The organism is Gemmata sp. (genome assembly GCF_051859125.1).
In the GTDB taxonomy this organism is placed as follows: Bacteria; Planctomycetota; Planctomycetia; order Gemmatales; family Gemmataceae; genus Gemmata.
In genome coordinates this window covers 34,901-55,141 of the sequence record NZ_JBHYGG010000248.1, presented here as the reverse complement: position 1 = coordinate 55,141, position 20,241 = coordinate 34,901, and the positions used below count along the sequence as shown (strand labels likewise).

Sequence of the window (20,241 nt, the reverse complement as noted above, 5' to 3'; positions counted from 1 at the left end):
CCCCTACAAACCAAAGGCAAATCTCTGGTAGGGGCCGCCCTCCGTGGCGGCCCGCGTGAGGCGTCAGGATTCGACCGGGCCGGTCGCGGTCACTTCTTGGGCTCGGCCGTCATCTCGGCGGCGTGCGCCTTGAAGTACCGGAGCCACTTGGCGACGAGCGCGCCCTTGATGTCGCCGGCCTTCTCGTTCTCCTCGATCGTCTTGCCCCAGTAGAAGCTCACCCAGCCGTCGCAGAACGTGCGGGAGCCGTCGATGAACTCGCCGGCCTCCTCGATGCTGCACCCGAGCGGGAAGATCTCCTCGACCACGAGCGGCTTGCCGATCTCGTACACCTTGAGCGCCGCGAGCGACCCGGCCACGTCGCCCTTCTTCGGGTAAAAGTGGACGCTCACGAAGTCGAGCGGGTCGCCGACCCCCGGCGCGTAGAACAGCGGCTTCGCCCCCTTGAAGACGTGCGCCCACGGGATCACGCCCACCGTAATCATGTGCCGGTCGTCCACCGCACGGACCGCGGTCGTGAGCTTCTTCACCCACTGCTTCGCGACCTCCTCGCGGGTGCGGCCGGCCAGGTCGCGGGTGATGCGCTGCACGAAGTGCTTGTCGCCGAGCGGGGCGGCGAGCCACTCGTTGTCCTTCTTGTCGCCGGCCAGCACCGGCTCGTTCATCAGGTCGTAGCAGAAGATCGCCGGGCTGTCCTTGCACGCCTTGGCGACCGCCCGCCAGAACCGCTCCTGCACGTCCCACCGCCCGGCTTCTTCCAACGCGTCGTACCACGCCGGGACGTCCTTCTTGTGGTAGCACGCGAGGCCGGTGACATCGAGGTACAGGCCGGTGTCCTCGGCGAGCCGCACGAGCTTGGTGAGGCGGGCGAGGTTCGCCTCGCTCGGCCGGTCGGCGGCCTCCATGAACTTGCCGAGTTGCAGGTGGACGCGGACGACGTTGGCCCCCACCTCCTTGATCTCCTTGAAGTCCGCGGCGACGGTGTCCCACTCCTTGTCCCAGTAGTCTTCCAGCAGCCGGCCGTCGCCGTCGTGGTCGTAGTTCACGCCCCAGACCACGAACCGCTTGCCGCTCGTCGCGCCGACGAAGTGCGTGCCGTCCTTGCTCGGCCGGATGTGTTCCAGCGCCGGGGCGGCCGCGGTGGCGCGCACGAGCCGCAGGGCAGGGGAGTCGAGGTCGAGGCGGTAGAGCACCTGGTTGTAGTTGTACCGCGGGGTCTTGAGCGGGTTGCCGGAGAAGTCGTTGGTGTACGTCCCCTCGAAGTGGATCGTGCGGCCGCCGTCGCGGTCGAGGAAGGCGTGGTGGCACACGTTGTAGAACGTCTGCCGGTCGTGCGTCGCGACCTTCACGGCACGATCGAACGGCCCGGTCGGGTGGTCGGCCTCCGCGTACCACACTTCGCCCAGGTGCGACGTGCCGCCGATCTGCCCGGCGACCAGCACCCACCGCTTGCGGAACTCGTTCCATCGCACCGACCCGCTGTGCAGCACCACGCGGTCCGCGGGTCGGGCCGCGTCAGCGGGGCAGAACCGGGCGTGGTGCGGCTTGATCTTGCCGGCCTTCACCAGCTCGCGCTCCTCCTTCGAGTCGAGCGGCGGGAGCGCCTTCTGCCACCGCCAGACCGGCGCGCCGTCCGGGCCGGTTTCGACCTCGGCGGTCTTCGCGTCGCCGCCCGGCTTGAGGCAGGTGAACGCCTCGTACTGGGTCGGGTCGAGGACCGCAGCGAGCGTCGCCTGGACGCGGACGTTCGGGTTCGGGCTCCCGAACAGCACCCACTTTTTGCCGGCCTCCTCGAACGGGATCGGGTGCCCGCTCGGCCGCCGCCACGTCTCCTTGAGCGGCAACTCAATGGCCGGGACGAACACCGACTTCGCGTCGTCAAAGGTTGCGATGCCCTGCTCGAACTCGCCCTCCAGCCCCTTGCGGCGGGAGTAGTGCGCGGCGAGCGTTTCGCGGCCGTCGCCGTCGGGAACCACAACGGGCGCGAACACCCACACGACCCCCTCGGGCCGCTTGGCGAGCGGCATCATGGCGCGCGTAAAGCCGGACTTCGCGTCCACGAAGTAGTCGAACGCGATCCCGTTCGCGGGGTCGGTCTTCGCGTCCTTCGGGTCGAAGAGCGGCGTGGTCGCGCCCGCCATGCGGAAGAGGCCGAGCGGGTAGTCCATGCGCTGCGTGTCGCCCCAGAACCACAGCACCTTGCCCTTGTACTCCGCGGCCTGCACCGAGTCCTGCCCGCCGACCTTTCCGGGGTTGAGGGGGTCCGCGAGCGGGGGCTTGTGGCCGAGCAGGACGCTGTCGCGGTACAGCCCCTCGCCGGTCAGCCGGCACAGGCGCTCGGCGACGTTGCGGCGGGTGACCTTGATCTCCGCAACGGCTCCCGCTTTGGGGGTGACACGTGCACCGGCGAAGCCGAACCCGTCTTTCTTGGCCTCGTACCCGTGGCTCCGCACCGTGAAGAACACCTCGCGGTTCATCAAGCCGGGTTCGTGAAACGCGACCCGCCCGGCGTTGTCGGTCACGAACACCAGGCCGTTGACAGTTTCGAGTTCCACGAGCGGCACCCCCCGGCCCGTGCCCGCGTCCACCACGCGGATCTCGGCGTACCCGCCCGATTGGGGCTTCGCGTCCCCGCCTTCGCCGCGTGCGAGGGCAGAAGCGAGGAGCAGGACCAGAACCGTCCGCGATGGGGTCATGGGTGTTCACCGGGAGGGGCGAGGTGACGGGGTGGTGGAACGGAGCGTACCCCCGGGCGGCCACCGACACAAGGACGCGGCGAACATTCGCGCCCCCGGCGCGGGACGCCGCGGGCGTCGCGGCCCGGCACGGCGGTTGCTACGGCTGCGGTAACGTCCGGATTCATGCACCCCGCGCCCCTGACCAGTAACCGGTCGGGAGCGCCCCGCCCGGGAGGGCCGCCCATCGCGACCACGACCGAACCGTCCCCCGTGTTGCCGCCCGCGGGGGTGCTGCCCGCGGCCCCGATCCAGCGGTGGCTGGCCCCGGTCCGGCGGTTCCTGCACATCGAAGCGGCGAGCGGGGTGGTGCTCCTCCTGTGTACGGCGGCCGCGCTCGTACTCGCCAACTCACCGGCGGCCGCGTGGTTCGCCGCGATCTGGAAGACCCCGGTGTCGGTGGGCGTCGGCGCGTTCGCGATCGCCGGCGACGTCGGGCACCTGGTGGTCAACGACGGGCTCATGGCCCTGTTCTTCTTCGTCGTCGGCCTGGAGATCAAGCGGGAACTGGTGGTCGGCGAACTGAGGGGGTGGCGGAACGCGCTGCTCCCGGTCGCGGCCGCGGCCGGCGGCATGCTGGTGCCCGCGGCGCTCTACCTGGCCCTCCAGTGGGGGCAACCGGGGCGGAACGGGTGGGCCGTGCCGATGGCCACCGACATCGCGTTCGTGGTCGGCGTCCTGGCGCTGTTCGGGTCGCGCGTCCCGTTCGGGCTGAAGATCCTGCTCCTGTCGCTGGCCATCGTCGACGACCTCGGTGCGGTGCTCGTGATCGCGGTCGCGTTCACCGGGTCCATCGCGTGGGGGTGGCTCGCGGCCGCGGCCGGGGGGCTGGCGCTCGCGTACGCGCTCAACCGCGCCGGGCTGCGACAGGTCGGCGCGTACGTCGTGATCGGCGCGCTCGTGTGGTTCGCGGTGTACAAATCGGGCGTCCACCCGACGGTCGCCGGGGTGGCGCTCGGCCTGCTCACCCCGGCGTCCGCGTGGGTCGGGGCCGGGACGCTCGCGGGGGTGTTCGCGGGCGCGCGGCGGCTCTTCGAGCCGGGCGGCCCGCCCCCCGGCGACGACGAGCGGACGGCCGAACTCCAGCGGCTCCAGTTCGCGGTCCGGGAGAGCGTCTCGCCCCTCCACCGCCTGGAAACGGCCCTGCACCCGTGGGTGGCCTACGGCATCATGCCCGTCTTCGCGCTGGCGAACGCCGGGGTGGTGATCGGTCTCGGCGGGCTCGGCGACCCGGTCGCGGTCGCCGTCGCGCTCGGGCTGGCGCTCGGGAAGCCGGTGGGGATCCTCCTCTTCAGTTGGGTCGCGGTGCGGAGCGGGGTGACCCGGCTCCCGGCCGGGGTGACGTGGGGGATGATGGCCGGCGGGGCGTGCCTCGCCGGGATCGGGTTCACCATGGCGCTGTTCCTCACCGGCCTCTCGTTCCCGCCGGCCGCCGACGGGTCCGCCTCGGACCTCGCGGCCGCGGGCAAGATTGGGACGCTCCTGGGGTCGCTCGTCGCCGGGGTCGTGGGCGGGCTGTGGCTCATCGCCGCGACCCGCGGGGCCGCGCCGGAGCAGGGCACCGCACGCGGGTGACCGCGCGGCACCCCGGCCCGGGACGCGCCGGGGTGCCACGCGCCCGGCGCCCGTGCGTCCCCACCCGATTCCACCCACCCCCGGCGACCGCCGGGCGCACCCGCGGAGCCGCCATGCCCGATCCTGCTGAATTCGACCTCGTGGTGATCGGGGCCGGTCCGGGCGGCGAGACCGCCGCCGTCACGGCGGCCCGGCTCGGCAAGCGGGTCGCCGTGATCGAGAAGGCCGCGTTCGTCGGCGGGGCCGCGGTCAACACCGGCACGCTCCCCAGCAAGACCCTGCGGGAGACCGCGCTGGCCCTCTCCGGGCTCCGCAGCCGCGACCTGCACGGGGTCGACCTGTCGCTGGGCCGGGACGCGACCATCGACGACGTGCTGCGGCACGAGCGGACCATCAAGGCCGCGCACCGCGAGCAGATCCGCGGGCTCCTCGCCCGGTACGGCGTCGCGCTGGTCCACGGCACCGCCCGGTTCGCGGACCCGCACACGGTCCGGGTGTCCGGGGCCGAAGGCGAGCGCGACCTGATCGCGGACAAGATCGTCGTCGCCACCGGCTCGGTCCCGCTCCGCCCGCCCGGGCTCCCGTTCGAGCACACCCGGGTCCACGACTCGGACGAGTTGCTCGACCTGCACCAGATGCCGCGGTCGATCGCGGTGGTCGGGGCCGGGGTCATCGGCAGCGAGTACGCCTGCATGTTCGCGGCGCTCGGCGTCGAGACGCACCTGGTGGACGGCCGCGACGCGCTGCTCCCGTTCCTCGACGCGGACCTGTCCGCGGCGCTGGAGACCGGCATGCGGCGGCTCGGGGTGCGGTTCGTCTGGGGGGAAACGGTCGCGTCGTGCGACGCCCCGCCCGAGGGCGACGTGCGGCTCGGGCTGTCGTCGGGCCGCACCCTGGCGGCCGACCACGTGCTGATCTGCGCCGGCCGCGCGAGCCGGACGGCCGAACTGGACCCGGCCGCGGCCGGACTCGACGTCGCCCCCAAGGGGCGGCTCGCGGTGAACGCGCAGTTCCAGACGAACGTCCCGCACATCTACGCGGTCGGGGACGTGATCGGGTTCCCGGCCCTGGCCTCGACGAGCGCCGAACAGGGCCGGGCCGCGGCCGGGCACGCCTTCGGGGAGCCGTGCCGCGGGCCGGTCGCGCCGGTCCTGCCGACCGGCATTTACACCATCCCCGAGGTGAGTTCGGCCGGCGAGACCGAGGCCGCGATCCGCGCGCAGGGGGTCGACTACCTCGTCGGCCGGGCCGAGTACGCGGACGTCGCCCGGGGGAAGATCATCGGCGACGCCGCCGGGTTCCTGAAGCTCCTGTTCCGCCGGTCCGACCACAAGCTCCTCGGCGCGCACGTCATCGGCGAGCTGGCCTCCGAGGTGGTCCACATCGGGGTGCTCACCCTGATGACCGGGGCCGGCGCGGACCTCTTGCTCCAGACGTGCTTCAACCACCCGACCCTCGGCGAACTGTACAAGCTGGCCACCCACGACGCGCTGCTCCGCGAGCGGACCGGAGCCGCCCCGGGCCACTAAAATGACGGCACCCACCCCACGGGAGAGAGCATGCCTTACCAGCCCATCGAGAGCTACGGGGTCATCGGGAACCTGCGAACGGCCGCCTTGGTCGGGCAGGACGGCTCGATCGACTGGCTGTGCCTCCCGCGGTTCGACTCGCCGAGCGTGTTCGGGGCGATCCTCGACGACGCCAAGGGCGGCCGGTTCCGCATCGCCCCGGGGGTCGAGGGTGCGCGGCACAAGCAGTTCTACTGGCCCGACACGAACGTCCTCGTCACCCGGTTCCTGCACCCCGACGGGATCATGGAGCTGATCGACTTCATGCCGGTCCCGCGGCCCGGCGACGCGTGCGAGCACCAGCTCGTCCGCCGCGTGCGGGTCGTGACCGGGGAGCTGGCGGTGCGGGTCGAGTGCCGCCCGGCGTTCGACTACGCCCGCGCCGAGCACGCGGCGTACCCCGACGAGTGCGGGGTCCGGTTCGACGGCCCCGGCCTGAACCTCGCCCTCTCGTCGCCGCTCGAACTGCGCGTCGCGAACGGCGGGGCGACCGGTGAGGTGACGCTGCGGGCCGGCGAGGAGCGCACGTTCGTGCTCCAGGTGGTGACCCCCGGCCACAAGCAGGAGGGGTGCCCCACCGCGGCCGGGGCGGCGGAGCTGTTCCAGCGGACCGTCGATTACTGGCACAAGTGGCTGGCGAAGTGTACCTACAAGGGGCGGTGGCGGGACCAGGTGTACCGCTCGGCGCTCGCGCTCAAGTTGCTCACCTACGAGCCGACCGGGGCGATCGTCGCGGCGGTCACGACGAGCCTGCCCGAGGGGATCGGCGGGGTGCGGAACTGGGACTACCGGTTCACCTGGGTCCGCGACGCCGCGTTCACCGTGTACGCGTTCCTGCGGATCGGGTTCACCGAGGAGGCGGTCCGGTTCATGGACTGGCTCCGCCAGCGGTGGCGGAACCCGGACGCGCACTGCGACGGCCCGCTCCAGCTCATGTACGGGATCGGCGGCGAGTCCGAGCTCGACGAGTTCGAGTTGCCCCACCTCGACGGGTACAAGGGGTCCAAACCGGTCCGCATCGGCAACGGCGCGCACGGCCAGCTCCAGCTCGACATCTACGGCGAGTTGATGGACGCGGTGTACCTGTTCAACAAGTACGCCTCGCCCATCGCCTACGACGACTGGGTGCGGCTCCGCGGGATGATCGACTGGGTGGCCGGGAACTGGCAGCGGCAGGACGAGGGCATCTGGGAGGTCCGCGGCGGGCGGCGCGACTTCGTGTACTCGCGGGTGCTGTGCTGGGTGGCGCTGGACCGCGGGCTCCGGCTGGCCGACAAGCGGTCCCTCCCGGCCGACCGCGCGCGGTGGCTCGCGGCCCGCGACGCGATCCTCGACGAGGTCATGGCCCGTGGGTGGAACGGGGACCGGAAGGCGTTCGTCCAGAGCTACGGGTCGGACGCGCTGGACGCCTCGCTGCTGCTCCTTCCGCTCGTGTTCTTCACCGCCCCGAACGACCCGCGGATGCTGAGTACCCTCGACGCGATCCGGCAGCCGCTCGAGGCCGGGGGGCTGGCGGCCGACGGGCTCGTGTACCGGTACGACCCGGAGCTCGCGCCCGACGGCCTGCCGGGCAAGGAGGGCACGTTCAACATGTGCTCGTTCTGGCTCATCGAGGCGCTGACCCGGGCCGGCCGCACCGACCCGAAGCTGCTCGCCGAGGCCCGCCTGCGGTTCGAGCAGATGCTCGGGTACGCGAGCCAGTTGGGGCTGTACTCGGAGCAGACCGGGCCGAGCGGCGAGGCGCTGGGGAACTTCCCGCAGGCGTTCACGCACCTCGGGCTCATCTCGGCCGCGTTCAACCTCGACCGCGCGCTGTCGGGAAAGTGACCAGCTCGGTTCAGAATCTGAGCACCCCGGGCCGCCCGGCGTCGCCGGCTCGCGTCCGCGACACAGACCCTTGAGGCCGTCCGAGCGGCCGACGCAGAAAAGGCGCGAACTCGCGAGTGGGCTTGATGGGTCCGGTCGGCGCACGAAGATGACGTTCGAATCGGTGCCCTCTTCTTCCGAAGGGAGTCACGCGGGTGGCGAGTGGTCGGTGTGCGAAAGCGTTTGGAGAGGTGGCTGAGTGGTCGAAGGCACCACTTAGCTAAAACAAAAGGTGAGGCTTTCGAACTTACCTTTGGTCTGCGCGATGCCATGCTTCAGCCGGCCGATGTGCCACTTGTAGGAGAGGTTTTTTCGTGCCTGCGGTACACCTCGTCGCTGACCGCGGACGCCTCCCGCTCTTCGTGAGGCCCGCCCGCGGCAGTGTTCCATAGCGACTCACAAAGGGCATCTTGCAATGGTGCCCCTGCGAATTCGGCAAACTCACCTTGCCAGTAAAACCGCATCCTCTCGCCCGGGCCATTTGTTACCGAAGACCGGGGGACACGAGCCTCCATCGGGCTGCTTGAGTGGTCGGGCCCTGGCGGCCGCGGCCCGCTCACACTCAGTCTCGGCAGGAGGTAGCGATCCCCCCCCCGAGAGGCCGATGTGAGGGAGGACGGTTCACAACGTCTGGGTGTAGCTGCCGTGTCTCACGGAACCAGTTTCCGCGCGAGTCAAGAGCGGTGTGGGAGCGGTCGATGGGGCCAACGTTGACGGCGGGCGCCGGGCTCGGCCCGGGTCATGACCCGGGCCGAGCCCGGCCGTGCTCAACCCGCCAGGAACACGACCGGGAGCCGCCGAGGTTCGTTGCAGTTTTTCCGCGAAACAGGGCGCGCAGCGACAATAAGGGCGTGGTGCTCCGGGACGGGGAGCCGTACCGGGCGAAGGAGCTGGGCGGGGAGTACAGCCTGTCGTTCGTGGTCGTCCAGCCCGGCGGCAGGCCCGGGGCGGTGTACCTGGCGGAGGCCCCGGACCCGGCGATGGGGGCGTTCGAGGTGACCGGGCCGACCGGCCGCGGCGTCCAGCCGGGGAAGTACAAGATTCAAGCCAGGCACGTCATCGCGGGGGAAAGTCGCCCCTCCCGGACGAACTCGGGACGGACGCCACCCCACTCGAAGTGACGGTCACCGACTCGCCCGCCCCGCTGATGATCGACCTCGGTAAGAGCCCGTCGGTGGCGCCGCAGTGAGACGGTGCCACGCGGGCCAACAGGGCCGGGAACCGCCGGTCCGTCGGTCACGGGAACGAGAAAGGCGGTCGGGCCGGCCGGCCCGACCGCGGCGGGCCGCCCGGAGCCGGCTCCAGGTGCGGTCGGGTGCCGCCTATCGCGGGGCGCGCTCCTTGACTTGCTGTCCGAACACGCTCTCGGGCCTCACCTCAGGGACAGCCCGGGCTTGCCCCACCGGCGTGACTCCGCGTGGGCACTTCCGCCCACCCGGCCGCGGGAGGCGACGGCCAAGAGCCTCGCCCGCCGGCCTCAACGGGCGGTGGTGGGCCGTACGGGACCGACGTCCGGGAACGTCCGCACCGCGGGCGGTCCGAGGCCCCGGACCGCGAACAGGTCCACGACCAGCACCACCGCGAACAGGATCACGAAGGCCCACGCGAGCGAACTCGTCTTCCGCCGCGGACTGTCGTTGGGGTCGGGTCCGTCGCTCATTTCTTCCCGCCCTTCATTGGGGTTCTGGGTTGCGGTCGCCGGGGCCGGGCGACCGGCGGGACGGGCGGGACATCGGTCGGTTTCTGCAAGAGCACCCCTTGCACGAATCGAACCATTCGGGCCAAGTCATCGACCCCGCCGCCGGCCCGCCCACCCTGGCGGCGCGGCGTTCCGCGTCCTCATCATAGGCGGCCCCCTGCGCGTCGAGTGCGCCCGTAGCCGGGCGCCCTCGACCAGCTCCTCCTTGACGTCGAGGTCATCACCAGGGGGACTCCCCCAATGTGGCACACGAGTCGCGTTCGGGTCGCGGGGGGTTCTTCAATTCGTCGTTGTGCGACCCCCGCGTTCGAACACTCTCGGGGGTTGGACCGGGGCCCCGTTCACGCCCGACCCCCGCCACCACGTCCGCGGCCGACGCGGCCCGCCCGCTCCTCGCCGCGCGGCGGCACGAGTTCTCCCAGCTGCTGCCGACCGAGCCCCTGTGGGCCGAGGGGGACGCGGGCCGGCTCGCGCGGGTGGCCGTGAACCTGCCGACGAACGCGGCCAAGTACACCCTGACCGGCGGGCGGGTCCGGATGAGCGTGGGCTGGGAGGGCGGCGAGGCGGTGGTCCGGGTGCTCGACAACGGGCCCGGGATCCCCCGGACATCCTCCCCAAGGTGTTCGACCTGTTCACCCAGGTGGACGGGTCGCTGAGCCGGTCCAAGGGCGGCCTCGGGATCGGGCGGTCCCTGGCGCCGGGTCCGTGCAGAGTTGGATCACGGCGACCGCCGCCGGCCCGCGGTGCCTGCCCGAAGGGCAGGTGGACGTACCGTAGCCCGTGTCCTCGGCAGCCGCCGCCGCGCCGAGCGGGGCCGCGCCGAAGCCGGTGAGGGAGCGGGAACGGGTGGCGGCCGTGGCGTTTCTCCGCGGTAGTGGGGACCGCCCGCCGGGAGTCGGCCCCGGACCGGCGGCGCGGGGTCCCGGGCGTGCAACAACCGTGCGCGCGCCCGGGGCCGGCGGTGACGAGCCGCGGCGTGGCGGCGTCATCTCGCCCGCTCCGCGAGCAGTTTTTCGAGGTCCGGCAGGTTCACCGGCTTGGTCAGGTGCCCGTCGCACCCCGCCGCGCGGGACCTCTCCCGGTCGCTCTCCTGCCCCCAGCCGGTCAGCGCGATGACCGTGATGCCCCGGCCCCACGGCTGCTCGCGAATGCGCCGCGTCGCGTCCAGGCCGTTCAGGCGCGGCATGCCGACGTCCATCAGGATCACCTCGGGCCGGAACCGCTCCGCCCGCTCCACCGCTTCGACGCCGTCGTGGGCCACCGCCAGTTCGTTGCCGAACAGGGCGAGCATGTCGGCCATCGACTCGGCCGAGTCGCGGTTGTCGTCCACCACGAGGACCCGCCGCCCCGTCACCCGGGCCGGCCCCTCGGGGGCCGGGCCCGGGGCCGCCCCGCCCGCCGGCGCCAGGACCGGCAGCCGGACGGTGAACGTGCACCCCAGGCCCGGCCCGGGGCTCTCGGCGGCGACGGTCCCGCCGTGCATTTCCACCAGCCCCTTGACCAGGGCCAGGCCGATCCCCAGCCCGCCGGTGGACCGCTCCAGCGACCGGTCGATCTGCGAGAACATGTCGAAGATGCGCGACAGGGACTCCTCCGGAATGCCCGCCCCCGTGTCCCGCACGGACACCGCCACCGTGCGGCCGTGCCGTTCCGCGGAGAGGGCGATCCGGCCGCCCGGCGGCGTGTACTTGGCGCTGTTGGTCAGCAGGTTGCCGAACACCTGGGCCAGCCGCGTCAGGTCGGCGTCCAGCTCGACCGGCTCGGCCGGGAGCGCCACGGTGAGGTCGTGGCGCGCGGCGTCGATCGCCGGCCGGGCGGTCTCGACCGCGCTGCCCACCACGTCGGCCAGCGCCACCCGCTCCCGGCGGAGTTCCATCTTGTTTCGGGTGATCCGGGACACGTCGAGGAGGTCGTCGATGAGCCGCACCATGTGGCTGAGCTGCCGGTCCATCATCTCCTGCGACCGCTCCCGGACCGCCCGGTCCGGGGACCGCCGGAGCACCTGGAGGCCGTTCCGCACGGGGGCCAGCGGGTTCCGCAGCTCGTGCGCGAGCAGGGCCAGGAACTCGTCCTTCCGCCGGTCGGCGTCCCGGAGGGCGTCCTCGGTCGCCTTCCGGTCGGTGATGTCCATGGCCGCGCCCGCCATGAACAGCGGCCGCCCGCCGGGGTCGGGGAACGCCCGGCCCTGGTCCCGGAGCCAGTGGACGGTCCCGTCGGGCCACGTCACCCGGAACTCGACGTTGAACCCGCCGCCCTCGCGGAGGCACCGCTCGAACTCGCCCCGCACCCGGTCCCGGTCCTCCCCGTGGACCGCCCGGAGGAACCCCTCGAGCGTCTTCACCTCCTCGCCGGGGGCCAGGCCCATGAGGCGGCGCAGGCTGTCGTCGAGGATCTGCTCGTCGGCCGGGATGCGCCACAGCCAGGTGCCCATCTGGGCCGCGTCCAGGGCGACCCGCAGCCGCTCCTCGCTCTCCCGGAGCGACTCGGCGGCCAGCTTGGCCCCGGTGAAGTCGCGCATCACCTTGGCGAACGCCCGCGGGCCGCCGGCCCCGTCCCGGAGCAGCACCATGACCCCGCTCACCCAGATGCGGGTACCGTCCTTGCGCAGGTGCCAGCGGTCGTCGCTCGCCCGCCCGTCCCGCAGCGCGGCCCGCAGCTCCTCCCCGGGCACGCCCCGGGCCCGGTCCTCGGGGGTGAAGGTGACGAACGAGGACTCCCCGAGGATCTCGGCCCCGGCGTACCCGAGGACCCTCTCGGCCCCGGCGTTCCACGTGACGACCCGGCCGTCGAGGTCGGTGACGAAGACGGCATAATCTTTGGTCGTTTCCACCAGGACCCGGAAGAGTTCCGACTCCATCGCGGTCTGATCGTCCTTAGGTTCGGCCATGGTACTTGAGTTTGTAGAGCCGTTCGGTACGCCGGCGCGGTGCCGGGGTGGCGGGCGGGACGCGGGTCTGCGCCGCAGGGCGGGGCGCAGCAAACCTCGTCACTTATTCTACCCGAACGCGTTCCGGTTTTCTGCGGGCGCACCGGTTAACCGCGCCCGCAACGCGGCGTGCCGGCCGGTCCCGCCCCGCCTGCACCTTCCCTCCCTCGATCCACCGGCTGGGGGTGGTGACGCTCGGCTCGCCGCCGCCCGGCGCGCGTACCGGAGCGCGACCGCCGCCCCGTGGGAGGTGGTGACCTGGTCGTCGGCGACCGGCACGCCCGCAGTTGCACCGGGCCCCAGGCGACGGTCGGCGGTGCGAAGTGGGGCAACGCGCAAGCGTACACGGCCGACGCCGGGCGGGACGCCCGCGAGCGGTTGGCGCGGGGGCGGGCCGGGGGGGCGGGCCCGAAGGAGCCGCCGGAGTCCGCTAGGCCCGGCAGAGGGGCAGGCGGACGGTGAACTCGCTCCCCTTGCCCCGGCCCTCGCTGCGCACCTGCACGGTCCCGCCGTGCAGCGACACCAGCTCCTTGACCACCGACAGGCCCAGCCCGAGCCCGCCCTGGGACTGGTCCGCCGACTCCGCCTCCTGGGTGAACAGGTCGAAGATCCTCGGGAGCATCCCGGGCGCGATGCCACACCCGTTGTCCTCCACCCGGAACACCGCGTCGCCCCCTTCGACCGTCGCCTTCAGCCACACCCCGCCGCCCTCCGGCGTGTACTTGATCGCGTTGGCCAGGAGGTTCACCGCCACCTGGTGCAGCCGGTCCGGGTCGGCCTCCACGACCGTCGGGCCGGGCAGCAGGAGCACCTTGAAGTCCTGCCGCCGCTGCTCGGCCTGGGGGCGGCAGCAGTCGGCGGCCCCGGTGAGCACGTCCTCCAGGTGGACGGCCCTGAGGTGCAGCTTGAGCTTGCCCGCCCCGGCCCGGGTGGCCTCCATCATGCCGTCCACCAGCCGGCGGATGACCCCGACCTGCCGCTCGATCCGACCGAGCGGCCCGGCGACGTTGTCGGTCCCCGGCGTCTGCCGGATCAGTTCGACCGCGTTGGCGAGCGGGGCCAGCGGGTTCCGCAGCTCGTGGGCCAGGGTGCCGAGGCACAGCTTGTGCCGCTCGGCGGCGTTGGCCAGGGCGTCGACCTGCGCCTTCACATCGGTGCGGTCGCGGAGCACCTTGCCGAACCCGACGACCGCCCCGGCCGGGTCGCGCAGGGGGACGAGCACCCCGCCGGCCCAGATCCGGGTCCCGTCCCTGCGGACCTGCCACCGGTCGTCCTCGGCCCGCCCGTCGGCCCGCGCGACGCCCAGCTCGTGCTCGTGCGCGCCCCGCTCGCGGTCCTCGGGGGTGAAGATCGTCGAGAGGGGGCGGCCGACCATCTCGGCGGCGGCGTACCCGAACACGGCCTCGGCCCCGGGCAGCCAGCCGACGACGGTCCCGGCCGGGTCCAGGAGGATGATCGCGTGGTCCCGGTTCTGGTCGAGGAGCAGGCGGAGCAACTCGTCGGGGGTGGCCACGGCGGGCCTCCGTGCGCGCCCGGGCGGGCGCGCGTGGGGGGGGTGGTTCGGGGTGCATTGTGACGCTAGGGGGAGTGCGGGGCCGGCACAAGCGGGGGAAAGCGAAGTCCGCTGCGGGAACAGTACCGCCCCCGACGCCGCCGGCGCGAGTTGACACGCGAGGCCCGGCCGCGACGAACGACAACGTCACCGGTTTCCCGGAGGAACTGCGGCCCCGTTTCAAGCCCGACCCCACGCCCGAGCGAAGCCCTCGCGGACCCCGCCCTCGCCGCCCAGGGGCGGATCCGGAAGGCGTGCGTGCGGCTGCTGAAGAACGTGTCGTTGGAGAAGGTGCAGCGGAAGCAGAACCGGGGAAGCGGGTCGGGAAGTGCGACCATCACCAACGGAGGGGAGCGGCCCCGCGCTCGACCCTGTCGTCGCGGGCGGCGGCCCCGACCATCGTGCGGCCGAACGCTGTACTCCGGCTTCTGGACCAGCAGCGACGCGGTGGCGATCTGCCCGTCGAGGACGCGGGCACGCTCCAGGGACGCCGCCCCGAGGTCAATCGGGCGGAGGTCGGCGGACAGGACAAGGGGCGCGACGAGGAGCTCGTGACGGGCCAGGGGCCGGCGGGGCCGGGGTTGTTGGCAATGGGGATCCCCCATTGCTACTGGGCCGCCGGTGGCACCCGCAGTGGCCGGGTGTAGGGCACGGTCGCCACGCCCCGGCACCCCGGGCACTCGGGCAGGTAGTTGGCGCAAGCGGCGGGCCGCCCGTCCGAACCGTTGTAGAAGGACGCGGCGAACCGGACGGCGTCCGTGTCGAATGCGAAGGCGCGGTCGCACCGCAGGCAGTGAGCCGTGGAGGTCATGAGGGTCCAGTGGTCCGGGCGCGAGGGCACTGGGTCAAGTTATCCAGTCCCACACGGCACCCCAACGCCCGTCCCCAAGTCTTCCCACTCTCCTGACACGCGAGTGGGCCGCAGGAAACGGCTCCCATCCGGAAGGACCCACTCCCCACGCCATAGCCGGTCGTCGAAGATGAACGCGCGGAGCCGGCTCACGACGCTCCCCCCGGAACCGGGATCCGGACCGCGACCGTGGTCCCCGCGCCGGGACTCGACTCGACCTCGAACGTGCCGCCGACGAGCTCCACCCGCTCCCGCATGCCGAGGAGCCCGAGGCGGCCCTTCGGGGCGGCGTCCGGGTCGAACCCCGCGCCGTCGTCCTCGACCGCGACCGACACGGACCCGTCCGACCGCGTCACCGCGACGCCCACCGCCGAGGCCCCCGCGTGCTTCGCGACGTTGGTCAGGGCCTCCTGGACGACCCGGTAGATCGCCGTCTCGACCTCCGCCGGCACCCGCCCCGGCTCGACCCCGGAGGCGTGGAAGTCGGCCCTCACCCCCGACCGGGACGACCACTCGGACACGAGCTGGCCGAGGGCGGGCGCGAGGCCGACGTCGTCGAGCGACGTCGGCCGCAGGCGGACGGCGAGGCCGTGCAGCTCGCGCCCCAGGTCGTTCATGATCCGCTGGGCCTCGGCCAGTCCGCCCGCGGCCGGCGGCGGGTCGCCGGCCTCGAGCGACTTGAGGGTGAGCGACAGCCCGGCCAGGAGCTGGCCGACCGTGTCGTGCAGGTCCCGGGCCACCCGCCGCCGCTCGTCCTCCTGGGCCGACCCCAGCAGCCGGGCGAGTTCCCGCCGCCGGCCCATCTCGGCCTCGAGCGCGTCCCTCGCCCGCTCCAGGTCCGCGGTCCGCTCGGCCACCCGCGCCTCCAGCCGGTCCCGGGCGTCCCGCAGCTCGTCCTCCATCCGCTTCCGGTCGGTCAGGTCGCGGAGCACCTTGACGAACCCGGTGGCGTCCGGGAGCGTGGTCAGCACCCCCGAGGCGTAGAACCGGGTGCCGTCCTTGCGCACGTGCCACCGCTCGTCCGCCGCCCGCCCGGCCCGGCGGGCCTCCGCCGCCTCCCGCTCGGGCCCCCCGGCCGCCCGGTCCTCGGGGGTGAACAGGACGTCCCCGGACCCCCCGACGACCTCGTCCGCGGCGTACCCGAACGCGGCCACGGCCCCCGCGCTCCAGACCGTCACCGTGCGGTCCGGGGCCTGGGTGAGGATGGCGAAGTCGGTCGCGCTCTCCAGGATCAGCCGCAGCCGCTCCTCGCTCCGCCGCAGGGCCTCCTCGGCCTCCCGCCGCTCGGTCACGTCCGCGCACGCCCCGGCCATCCGCCGCGGCCCGGCGGAATCCCCGAACACGTCCCCCTGGTCCCGCAGCCACCGCACGGTTCCGTCCGGGCGGATGATCCGGAACTCGGTGTTCAGCGGCCGCCCCTCCCGGGTGGAGGCGTCGAACGCCTCCCGCACGGCCGCCCGGTCGTCGGGGTGCAGGCGGGCGAGGAACGCGTCGAACGACTGCGTCGTCTCGACCGGGTCCAGGCCGAGCAGCCGGTTCAGGTGGCCGTCCCGCAGGTGCGCGCCGGTCGAGAGGTCGAGCGTCCAGGTGCCCATGCGGGCCGCCCCCAGGGCCTGCCGCAGCCGCTCCTCGCTCGCCCGGACCGCGTCCTCGGCCCGCCTCCGGGCGGTGACGTCGACGAACGTGAGTACCACCCCTTCGATCCGGTTGTCGGTCGTCCGGTACGGGGTGACCCGCCGCAGGTAGTGCCGGCCGTTCTCCCCGCCCACCTCGCGCTCGGCCGGCACGAGCCGGTCCAGCACCGCCCGGCAGTCCTCGTCCAGGTGCGGGTCGTCGAACCGCCGGGCCAGGTCGGCCAGCGGCCGCCCGACGTCCCCCGGGATCGGGCCGAGGAGCTCCCGGACGGCCGGGGTGTACCGGCGGATGTGCAGGTCCGTGTCCAGGAACAGCACCGCCAGGTCGGTGCTGGCCAGGAGGCTGGCCAGGTCGCTGGCGGCCGCCCGGAGCTCCTCCACCTTGGTCCGCAGCTGGCCGTTGACCGCCCGCAGCTCCTCGTTGAGCGACTGCATCTCCTCCTTGCCCGTCTCCAGCTCCTCGTTGGCGCTCTGCAGCTCCTCGTTGACGCTCGTCGCCTCCTCGTGGGCCGCCTTGAGCTCCTCGTTGGACGTCTGCAGCTCCTCGATCACCCCCTGCAGCTCGCCCCGCAGCCGCCGCGCCTCCTCCCCCGCCCCCTCCCCGCCGGGCGCGGCCGCCGGGGCGGCCGGCCCGCTGGCCTGGAAGCTGACCACGAAGTACTCGGGGGCCGGCTCGCCGTCGGGCCCGGGGACCGGGGACGCGGTCACCAGCACCGCCCGGCGGCCGTCGGCCGCGTCCACCCACCCGTCGGGGGCGACCCCCCGGCCGCCGTGCGCGGCGTGGTGGAGGGCCACCCGCGCCGCCCCCCGCACGCCGTCCCGGACCAGCAGCATCAGGTCCCGGGTCGCCTCGCCCGACAGTTGGAAGTACGGCCGCACGTCCCCGTGGTAGTACAGCACCTGGTGGTCCCGGTCGACCATCACGGCCGCCGGGGTGTGGGACGCCAGGAGCGCCCGGCGGGCCAGCTCCCCGAGCGGCGGGCGGGCGCCGGGCCGGGGGGCGGGCGGCGCCTCCCCGGCGCGGGCGGGGCCGTCGGCCGGGAGGGCCCGGCGGGGCCCGAAGTCGACCTCCCCGTGCCGGGTCGGGCCGACCCGGCGGAAGATGCGGTGCTTCTTGTCGACCAGTTCGAACAGCCCGTCGGCCCCGCCGGGCGTCTCGCTGGTGCCCAGCACCAGGGCCCCGCCCTCCCGGAGCCCGAAGTGCAGCACGGCCAGCACCCGCCGCTGGGTCTCCGGCTCCAGGTAGATGAGCAGGTTCCGGCACGTGGCCATGTCCAGCCGGCCGAACGGCGGGTCCTGGAGGATGTTCTGCGGGGCGAACACCACCCGGTCCCGCACCTCCTGGCGGACCCGGTACACCTCGTCCGCGCGGTCGAAGAACCGGCGCAGCCGCTCGGGGGACACGTCGCTCTCGATCCCGCCCGGGTACACGCCGGCCCGGGCGTGGGCCAGGGCCCGCTCGGCCAGGTCGGTGGCGAACACCTTGATGTCCAGCCGCTTGCCGGCCCGGTCCGACTCCTCGAGCAGGAGCATGGCCAGCGTGTACGCCTCCTCCCCACTGGAGCACGCGGCCACCCACGCCCGCACCGGCGCCCCCGGCTCGCGGGCCGCGACCAGCGGGGCCACCACCTGCTCCCGCAGCGCCTCCCACACGTCCGGGTCGCGGAAGAACCCGGTCACGTGGATCAACAGGTCGTCGGCCAGGGCGGCGACCTCGCCCGGGGTCTGCCGCAGGAGCCGGGCGTACTCGCCCAGGTGCTCGACCCGGGCCAGCCCCATGCGCCGCTGCACCCGGCGGAGCACGGTCGGCTTCTTGTACCCGCTGAAGTCCAGCCGGCCCCGGGTGCGGAGGACGGCCAGGACCTCCCGCATGTGCTGCCCCTCGCGCGCGAGGACGGCCCGGGCGTCGGCCCCGCGCCCGCCGCGTACGGGCTGCCGGCGTAGGCGAGGAGCACCTCGGGCAGCTCGGCCGGGCGGAGCACGTAGTCGGCGTACCCGGCGTCGATCAGGTGCCGGGGCATGCTCGGGTACTGGGCCGACTCGGGGTCCTGCGCGACGCACAGCCCGCCGACCGCCTTGACCGCCTGGGCCCCGGCGGTGCCGTTGGACCCCATGCCGCTGAGCACCACGCACACCGCCCGCTCCCGCTGCTCCTCGGCGAGACTGCGGAACAGGTCGTCGACCGGGCGGTTGGCGGCCCTCGGCCCGCCGAGCCGGGGGCCGAGGTGGAGGCGGCCGCCGCGGACGGTGAGCACGTGCCCGGGGCGGATCACGTACACGTGGTCGGGCTCGACCGGCACGCCGTCCGCGGCCTGGCGGACGGGCATCGTGGTGCGGCGGGCGAGGACCTCGGCCAGCACGCTGTCGCTGTCGGGGGGGAGGTGCAGGACGAAGACGAACGCCATGCCGGCGTCCGGCCGCATGGCGTCGAGGAACGCGCCGAACGCCTCCAGCCCGCCGGCCGACGCCCCGACCCCGACGACCGGGAACGGGAGCCGGGGCGGCTGCTCGGCGTCCACCGGCTGCGCGAGGCGGTTCGGCTCCGCGTCGGGCGGGGTCGCGCCGGGACCGGGTTCGGGGGGAACGTCGTCGGCCACGCCTACACCTGCTCTCGGAACCGGGCGCCGGCGGCCCCGTCGGTGCGACGTCGCCGCCGGTGTCAGTCTATCCGCGGCGGCCGTTTTCGCGTCACGGGGACCCCCCGCAGTGATGTCGGGAGTTCCCCGTCCGCTCCCGATTCAACTCGACCCGGACGCCCACGGTTCACCCGGCGCTTACTGTGTCACCGTTCGGCGTCGTCCGATAGCCGTCAGGAACGCGAGCGGGCCGGGGGACCACCTCCCCGGTCCGCGTCGTTGAACGGCGCTCACGCCCCGTCGCCGAACACCCACTTGCGGACGTGGTCCGCGACGGCCCGCGGAGCCGCTCGTCGCTGATCCGCTCCCGGTACACGCTCGCCATGTCGTCGCGGGCGTGGCCTATGATGTGGTCGACGACGACCTGGTCGCGGGACTCGCCCCGATCGTCTCGAACGTGTGCCTCAGGGCGTTGAGGGTCCGCATTGCCCGGGACCCCGAGGCGGTTCAGGAGCTTCCGCAACTCGGCCGAGATCGGGTTGCGGTCGTCGGGCCTGTGCCAGCTCTCGCCCTTGGAGGTGATGAACACCAGCCCGTCGTTCGCCGCGTCCCTCGGGGCCTTCGGCCTTCGCCAGCCCCTTGACCGTGACACCCGCTGACACCTCCCGCGGCTTCCCTCCCGCGTGGAGCGCGTCCCTCTGCTCGAGGTACTTCTTGAAGGCCCCCGTCGGGGTCGTCCCACGGGCCGAAGTAGTGCGTCGCCCCGCGGATCTTCTTGGCCCACCGATTCGTCGCGTGGGGAAACAGTGGGAACCCGGGATAGGGCTTGATGGGCTTGGTCTGCGCACTAAGATGTCGTTCGGACACGTGAACCCTCCCTCGGAGCGGGGGTCACTACAGCGGGCAGGGTGGAACAAGCACCCCGGACGCTGGTCCGACGATACCGGGTGTCACAACGGGTGTCAAACCCCGGAGCGACGAGCGGCGGCCACCGCGAGCACGACCCGGGATTCGCAGAGGTTTGGAGAGGTGGCTGAGTGGTCGAAAGCACCGCTTTGCTAAAGCGGCGTGGGGGTAAAACCCCACCGCGGGTTCGAATCCCGCCCTCTCCGCTTTCATGTCTGTGTGCTGACGGGCTCGTGACGTAACAGCAAGAAATTGCAGCATCTTGCGACACGGCTTCTCCGACGAACTACCCCGCCTGGTGCACGTTTGGTGCACAACCCGTGCACCGGGGGGAGTTCCGTGCCGCCGAAAAAG

The 20,241-nt window shown here is 73.1% G+C and carries 12 protein-coding genes, 1 tRNA gene and 1 pseudogene; 6 read left to right on the top strand and 8 right to left on the bottom strand.

Annotated elements, in window-relative coordinates; genetic code table 11:
- Positions 1 to 89 precede the first annotated feature (89 nt).
- Positions 90 to 2,696: a cellulase family glycosylhydrolase gene (locus ACTIGN_RS21790; protein WP_439627748.1), complete on the bottom strand. Its 2,607-nt coding sequence runs from the start codon at positions 2,694 to 2,696 to the stop codon at positions 90 to 92.
- Positions 2,697 to 2,948: 252 nt separating this feature from the next.
- On the opposite strand from ACTIGN_RS21790, the gene nhaA reads away from it, so the two are divergent.
- The 4 genes from nhaA (at position 2,949) to ACTIGN_RS21770 (ending at position 8,865) form a co-directional block, all read left to right on the top strand.
- Positions 2,949 to 4,310 (top strand): Na+/H+ antiporter NhaA, encoded by a 1,362-nt coding sequence (nhaA, locus tag ACTIGN_RS21785; RefSeq protein ID WP_439627746.1) that lies wholly within the window; start codon positions 2,949 to 2,951, stop codon positions 4,308 to 4,310.
- A 113-nt stretch (positions 4,311 to 4,423) separates the two neighbouring features.
- Positions 4,424 to 5,839, top strand: coding sequence for a Si-specific NAD(P)(+) transhydrogenase (gene sthA, locus ACTIGN_RS21780; protein ID WP_439627744.1), 1,416 nt, complete (start codon positions 4,424 to 4,426; stop codon positions 5,837 to 5,839).
- A gap of 30 nt (positions 5,840 to 5,869) precedes the next feature.
- Entirely contained in the window at positions 5,870 to 7,705 is a 1,836-nt protein-coding gene (locus tag ACTIGN_RS21775; protein WP_439627742.1) for a glycoside hydrolase family 15 protein, read from the top strand.
- A gap of 890 nt (positions 7,706 to 8,595) precedes the next feature.
- Positions 8,596 to 8,865: a hypothetical protein gene (locus tag ACTIGN_RS21770; protein ID WP_439627741.1), complete on the top strand. Its 270-nt coding sequence runs from the start codon at positions 8,596 to 8,598 to the stop codon at positions 8,863 to 8,865.
- A 356-nt stretch (positions 8,866 to 9,221) separates the two neighbouring features.
- Here the strand turns inward: ACTIGN_RS21770 and ACTIGN_RS21765 are convergent, their stop codons facing one another.
- On the bottom strand, positions 9,222 to 9,404 hold the full coding sequence (locus ACTIGN_RS21765; protein WP_439627739.1) for a hypothetical protein: 183 nt from the start codon (positions 9,402 to 9,404) through the stop codon (positions 9,222 to 9,224).
- 281 nt (positions 9,405 to 9,685) lie between these two features.
- On the opposite strand from ACTIGN_RS21765, the gene ACTIGN_RS21760 reads away from it, so the two are divergent.
- On the top strand, positions 9,686 to 10,099 hold the full coding sequence (locus ACTIGN_RS21760; protein ID WP_439627737.1) for an ATP-binding protein: 414 nt from the start codon (positions 9,686 to 9,688) through the stop codon (positions 10,097 to 10,099).
- 329 nt (positions 10,100 to 10,428) lie between these two features.
- Here ACTIGN_RS21760 and ACTIGN_RS21755 read toward each other — a convergent pair whose 3' ends face one another.
- From ACTIGN_RS21755 to ACTIGN_RS21730, 6 genes and pseudogenes are all read right to left on the bottom strand, one after another.
- Positions 10,429 to 12,330 carry a hybrid sensor histidine kinase/response regulator gene (locus ACTIGN_RS21755; protein WP_439627734.1) on the bottom strand — a complete coding sequence of 634 codons (1,902 nt, stop codon included), beginning with the start codon at positions 12,328 to 12,330 and terminating at the stop codon, positions 10,429 to 10,431.
- A 469-nt stretch (positions 12,331 to 12,799) separates the two neighbouring features.
- On the bottom strand, positions 12,800 to 13,882 hold the full coding sequence (locus tag ACTIGN_RS21750) for a sensor histidine kinase (protein WP_439627732.1): 1,083 nt from the start codon (positions 13,880 to 13,882) through the stop codon (positions 12,800 to 12,802).
- Between the two features lie 646 nt (positions 13,883 to 14,528).
- Positions 14,529 to 14,732, bottom strand: a complete 204-nt coding sequence (locus ACTIGN_RS21745) for a hypothetical protein (RefSeq protein WP_439627730.1) — start codon at positions 14,730 to 14,732, stop codon at positions 14,529 to 14,531.
- Positions 14,733 to 14,920: 188 nt separating this feature from the next.
- Entirely contained in the window at positions 14,921 to 18,277 is a 3,357-nt protein-coding gene (locus tag ACTIGN_RS21740; RefSeq protein WP_439627728.1) for a CheR family methyltransferase, read from the bottom strand.
- Positions 18,278 to 18,369: 92 nt separating this feature from the next.
- Positions 18,370 to 18,924, bottom strand: a pseudogene (locus ACTIGN_RS21735) (chemotaxis protein CheB); the annotation flags it as partial.
- A 244-nt stretch (positions 18,925 to 19,168) separates the two neighbouring features.
- On the bottom strand, positions 19,169 to 19,633 hold the full coding sequence (locus ACTIGN_RS21730) for a hypothetical protein (RefSeq protein WP_439627726.1): 465 nt from the start codon (positions 19,631 to 19,633) through the stop codon (positions 19,169 to 19,171).
- Positions 19,634 to 20,004: 371 nt separating this feature from the next.
- Here ACTIGN_RS21730 and ACTIGN_RS21725 point away from each other — a divergent pair.
- Positions 20,005 to 20,093 (top strand) — tRNA-Ser (locus ACTIGN_RS21725).
- Positions 20,094 to 20,241 lie beyond the last annotated feature (148 nt).

Coding starts and splice junctions, on each gene's coding strand:
- ACTIGN_RS21790 (WP_439627748.1), bottom strand. CDS start 2,696: ATGACCCCATCGCGGACGGTTCTGGTCCTGCTCCTCGCTTCTGCCCTC.
- sthA (WP_439627744.1), top strand. CDS start 4,424: ATGCCCGATCCTGCTGAATTCGACCTCGTGGTGATCGGGGCCGGTCCG.
- ACTIGN_RS21775 (WP_439627742.1), top strand. CDS start 5,870: ATGCCTTACCAGCCCATCGAGAGCTACGGGGTCATCGGGAACCTGCGA.
- ACTIGN_RS21765 (WP_439627739.1), bottom strand. CDS start 9,404: ATGAGCGACGGACCCGACCCCAACGACAGTCCGCGGCGGAAGACGAGT.
- ACTIGN_RS21755 (WP_439627734.1), bottom strand. CDS start 12,330: ATGGCCGAACCTAAGGACGATCAGACCGCGATGGAGTCGGAACTCTTC.
- ACTIGN_RS21745 (WP_439627730.1), bottom strand. CDS start 14,732: ATGACCTCCACGGCTCACTGCCTGCGGTGCGACCGCGCCTTCGCATTC.
- ACTIGN_RS21740 (WP_439627728.1), bottom strand. CDS start 18,277: ATGCGGGAGGTCCTGGCCGTCCTCCGCACCCGGGGCCGGCTGGACTTC.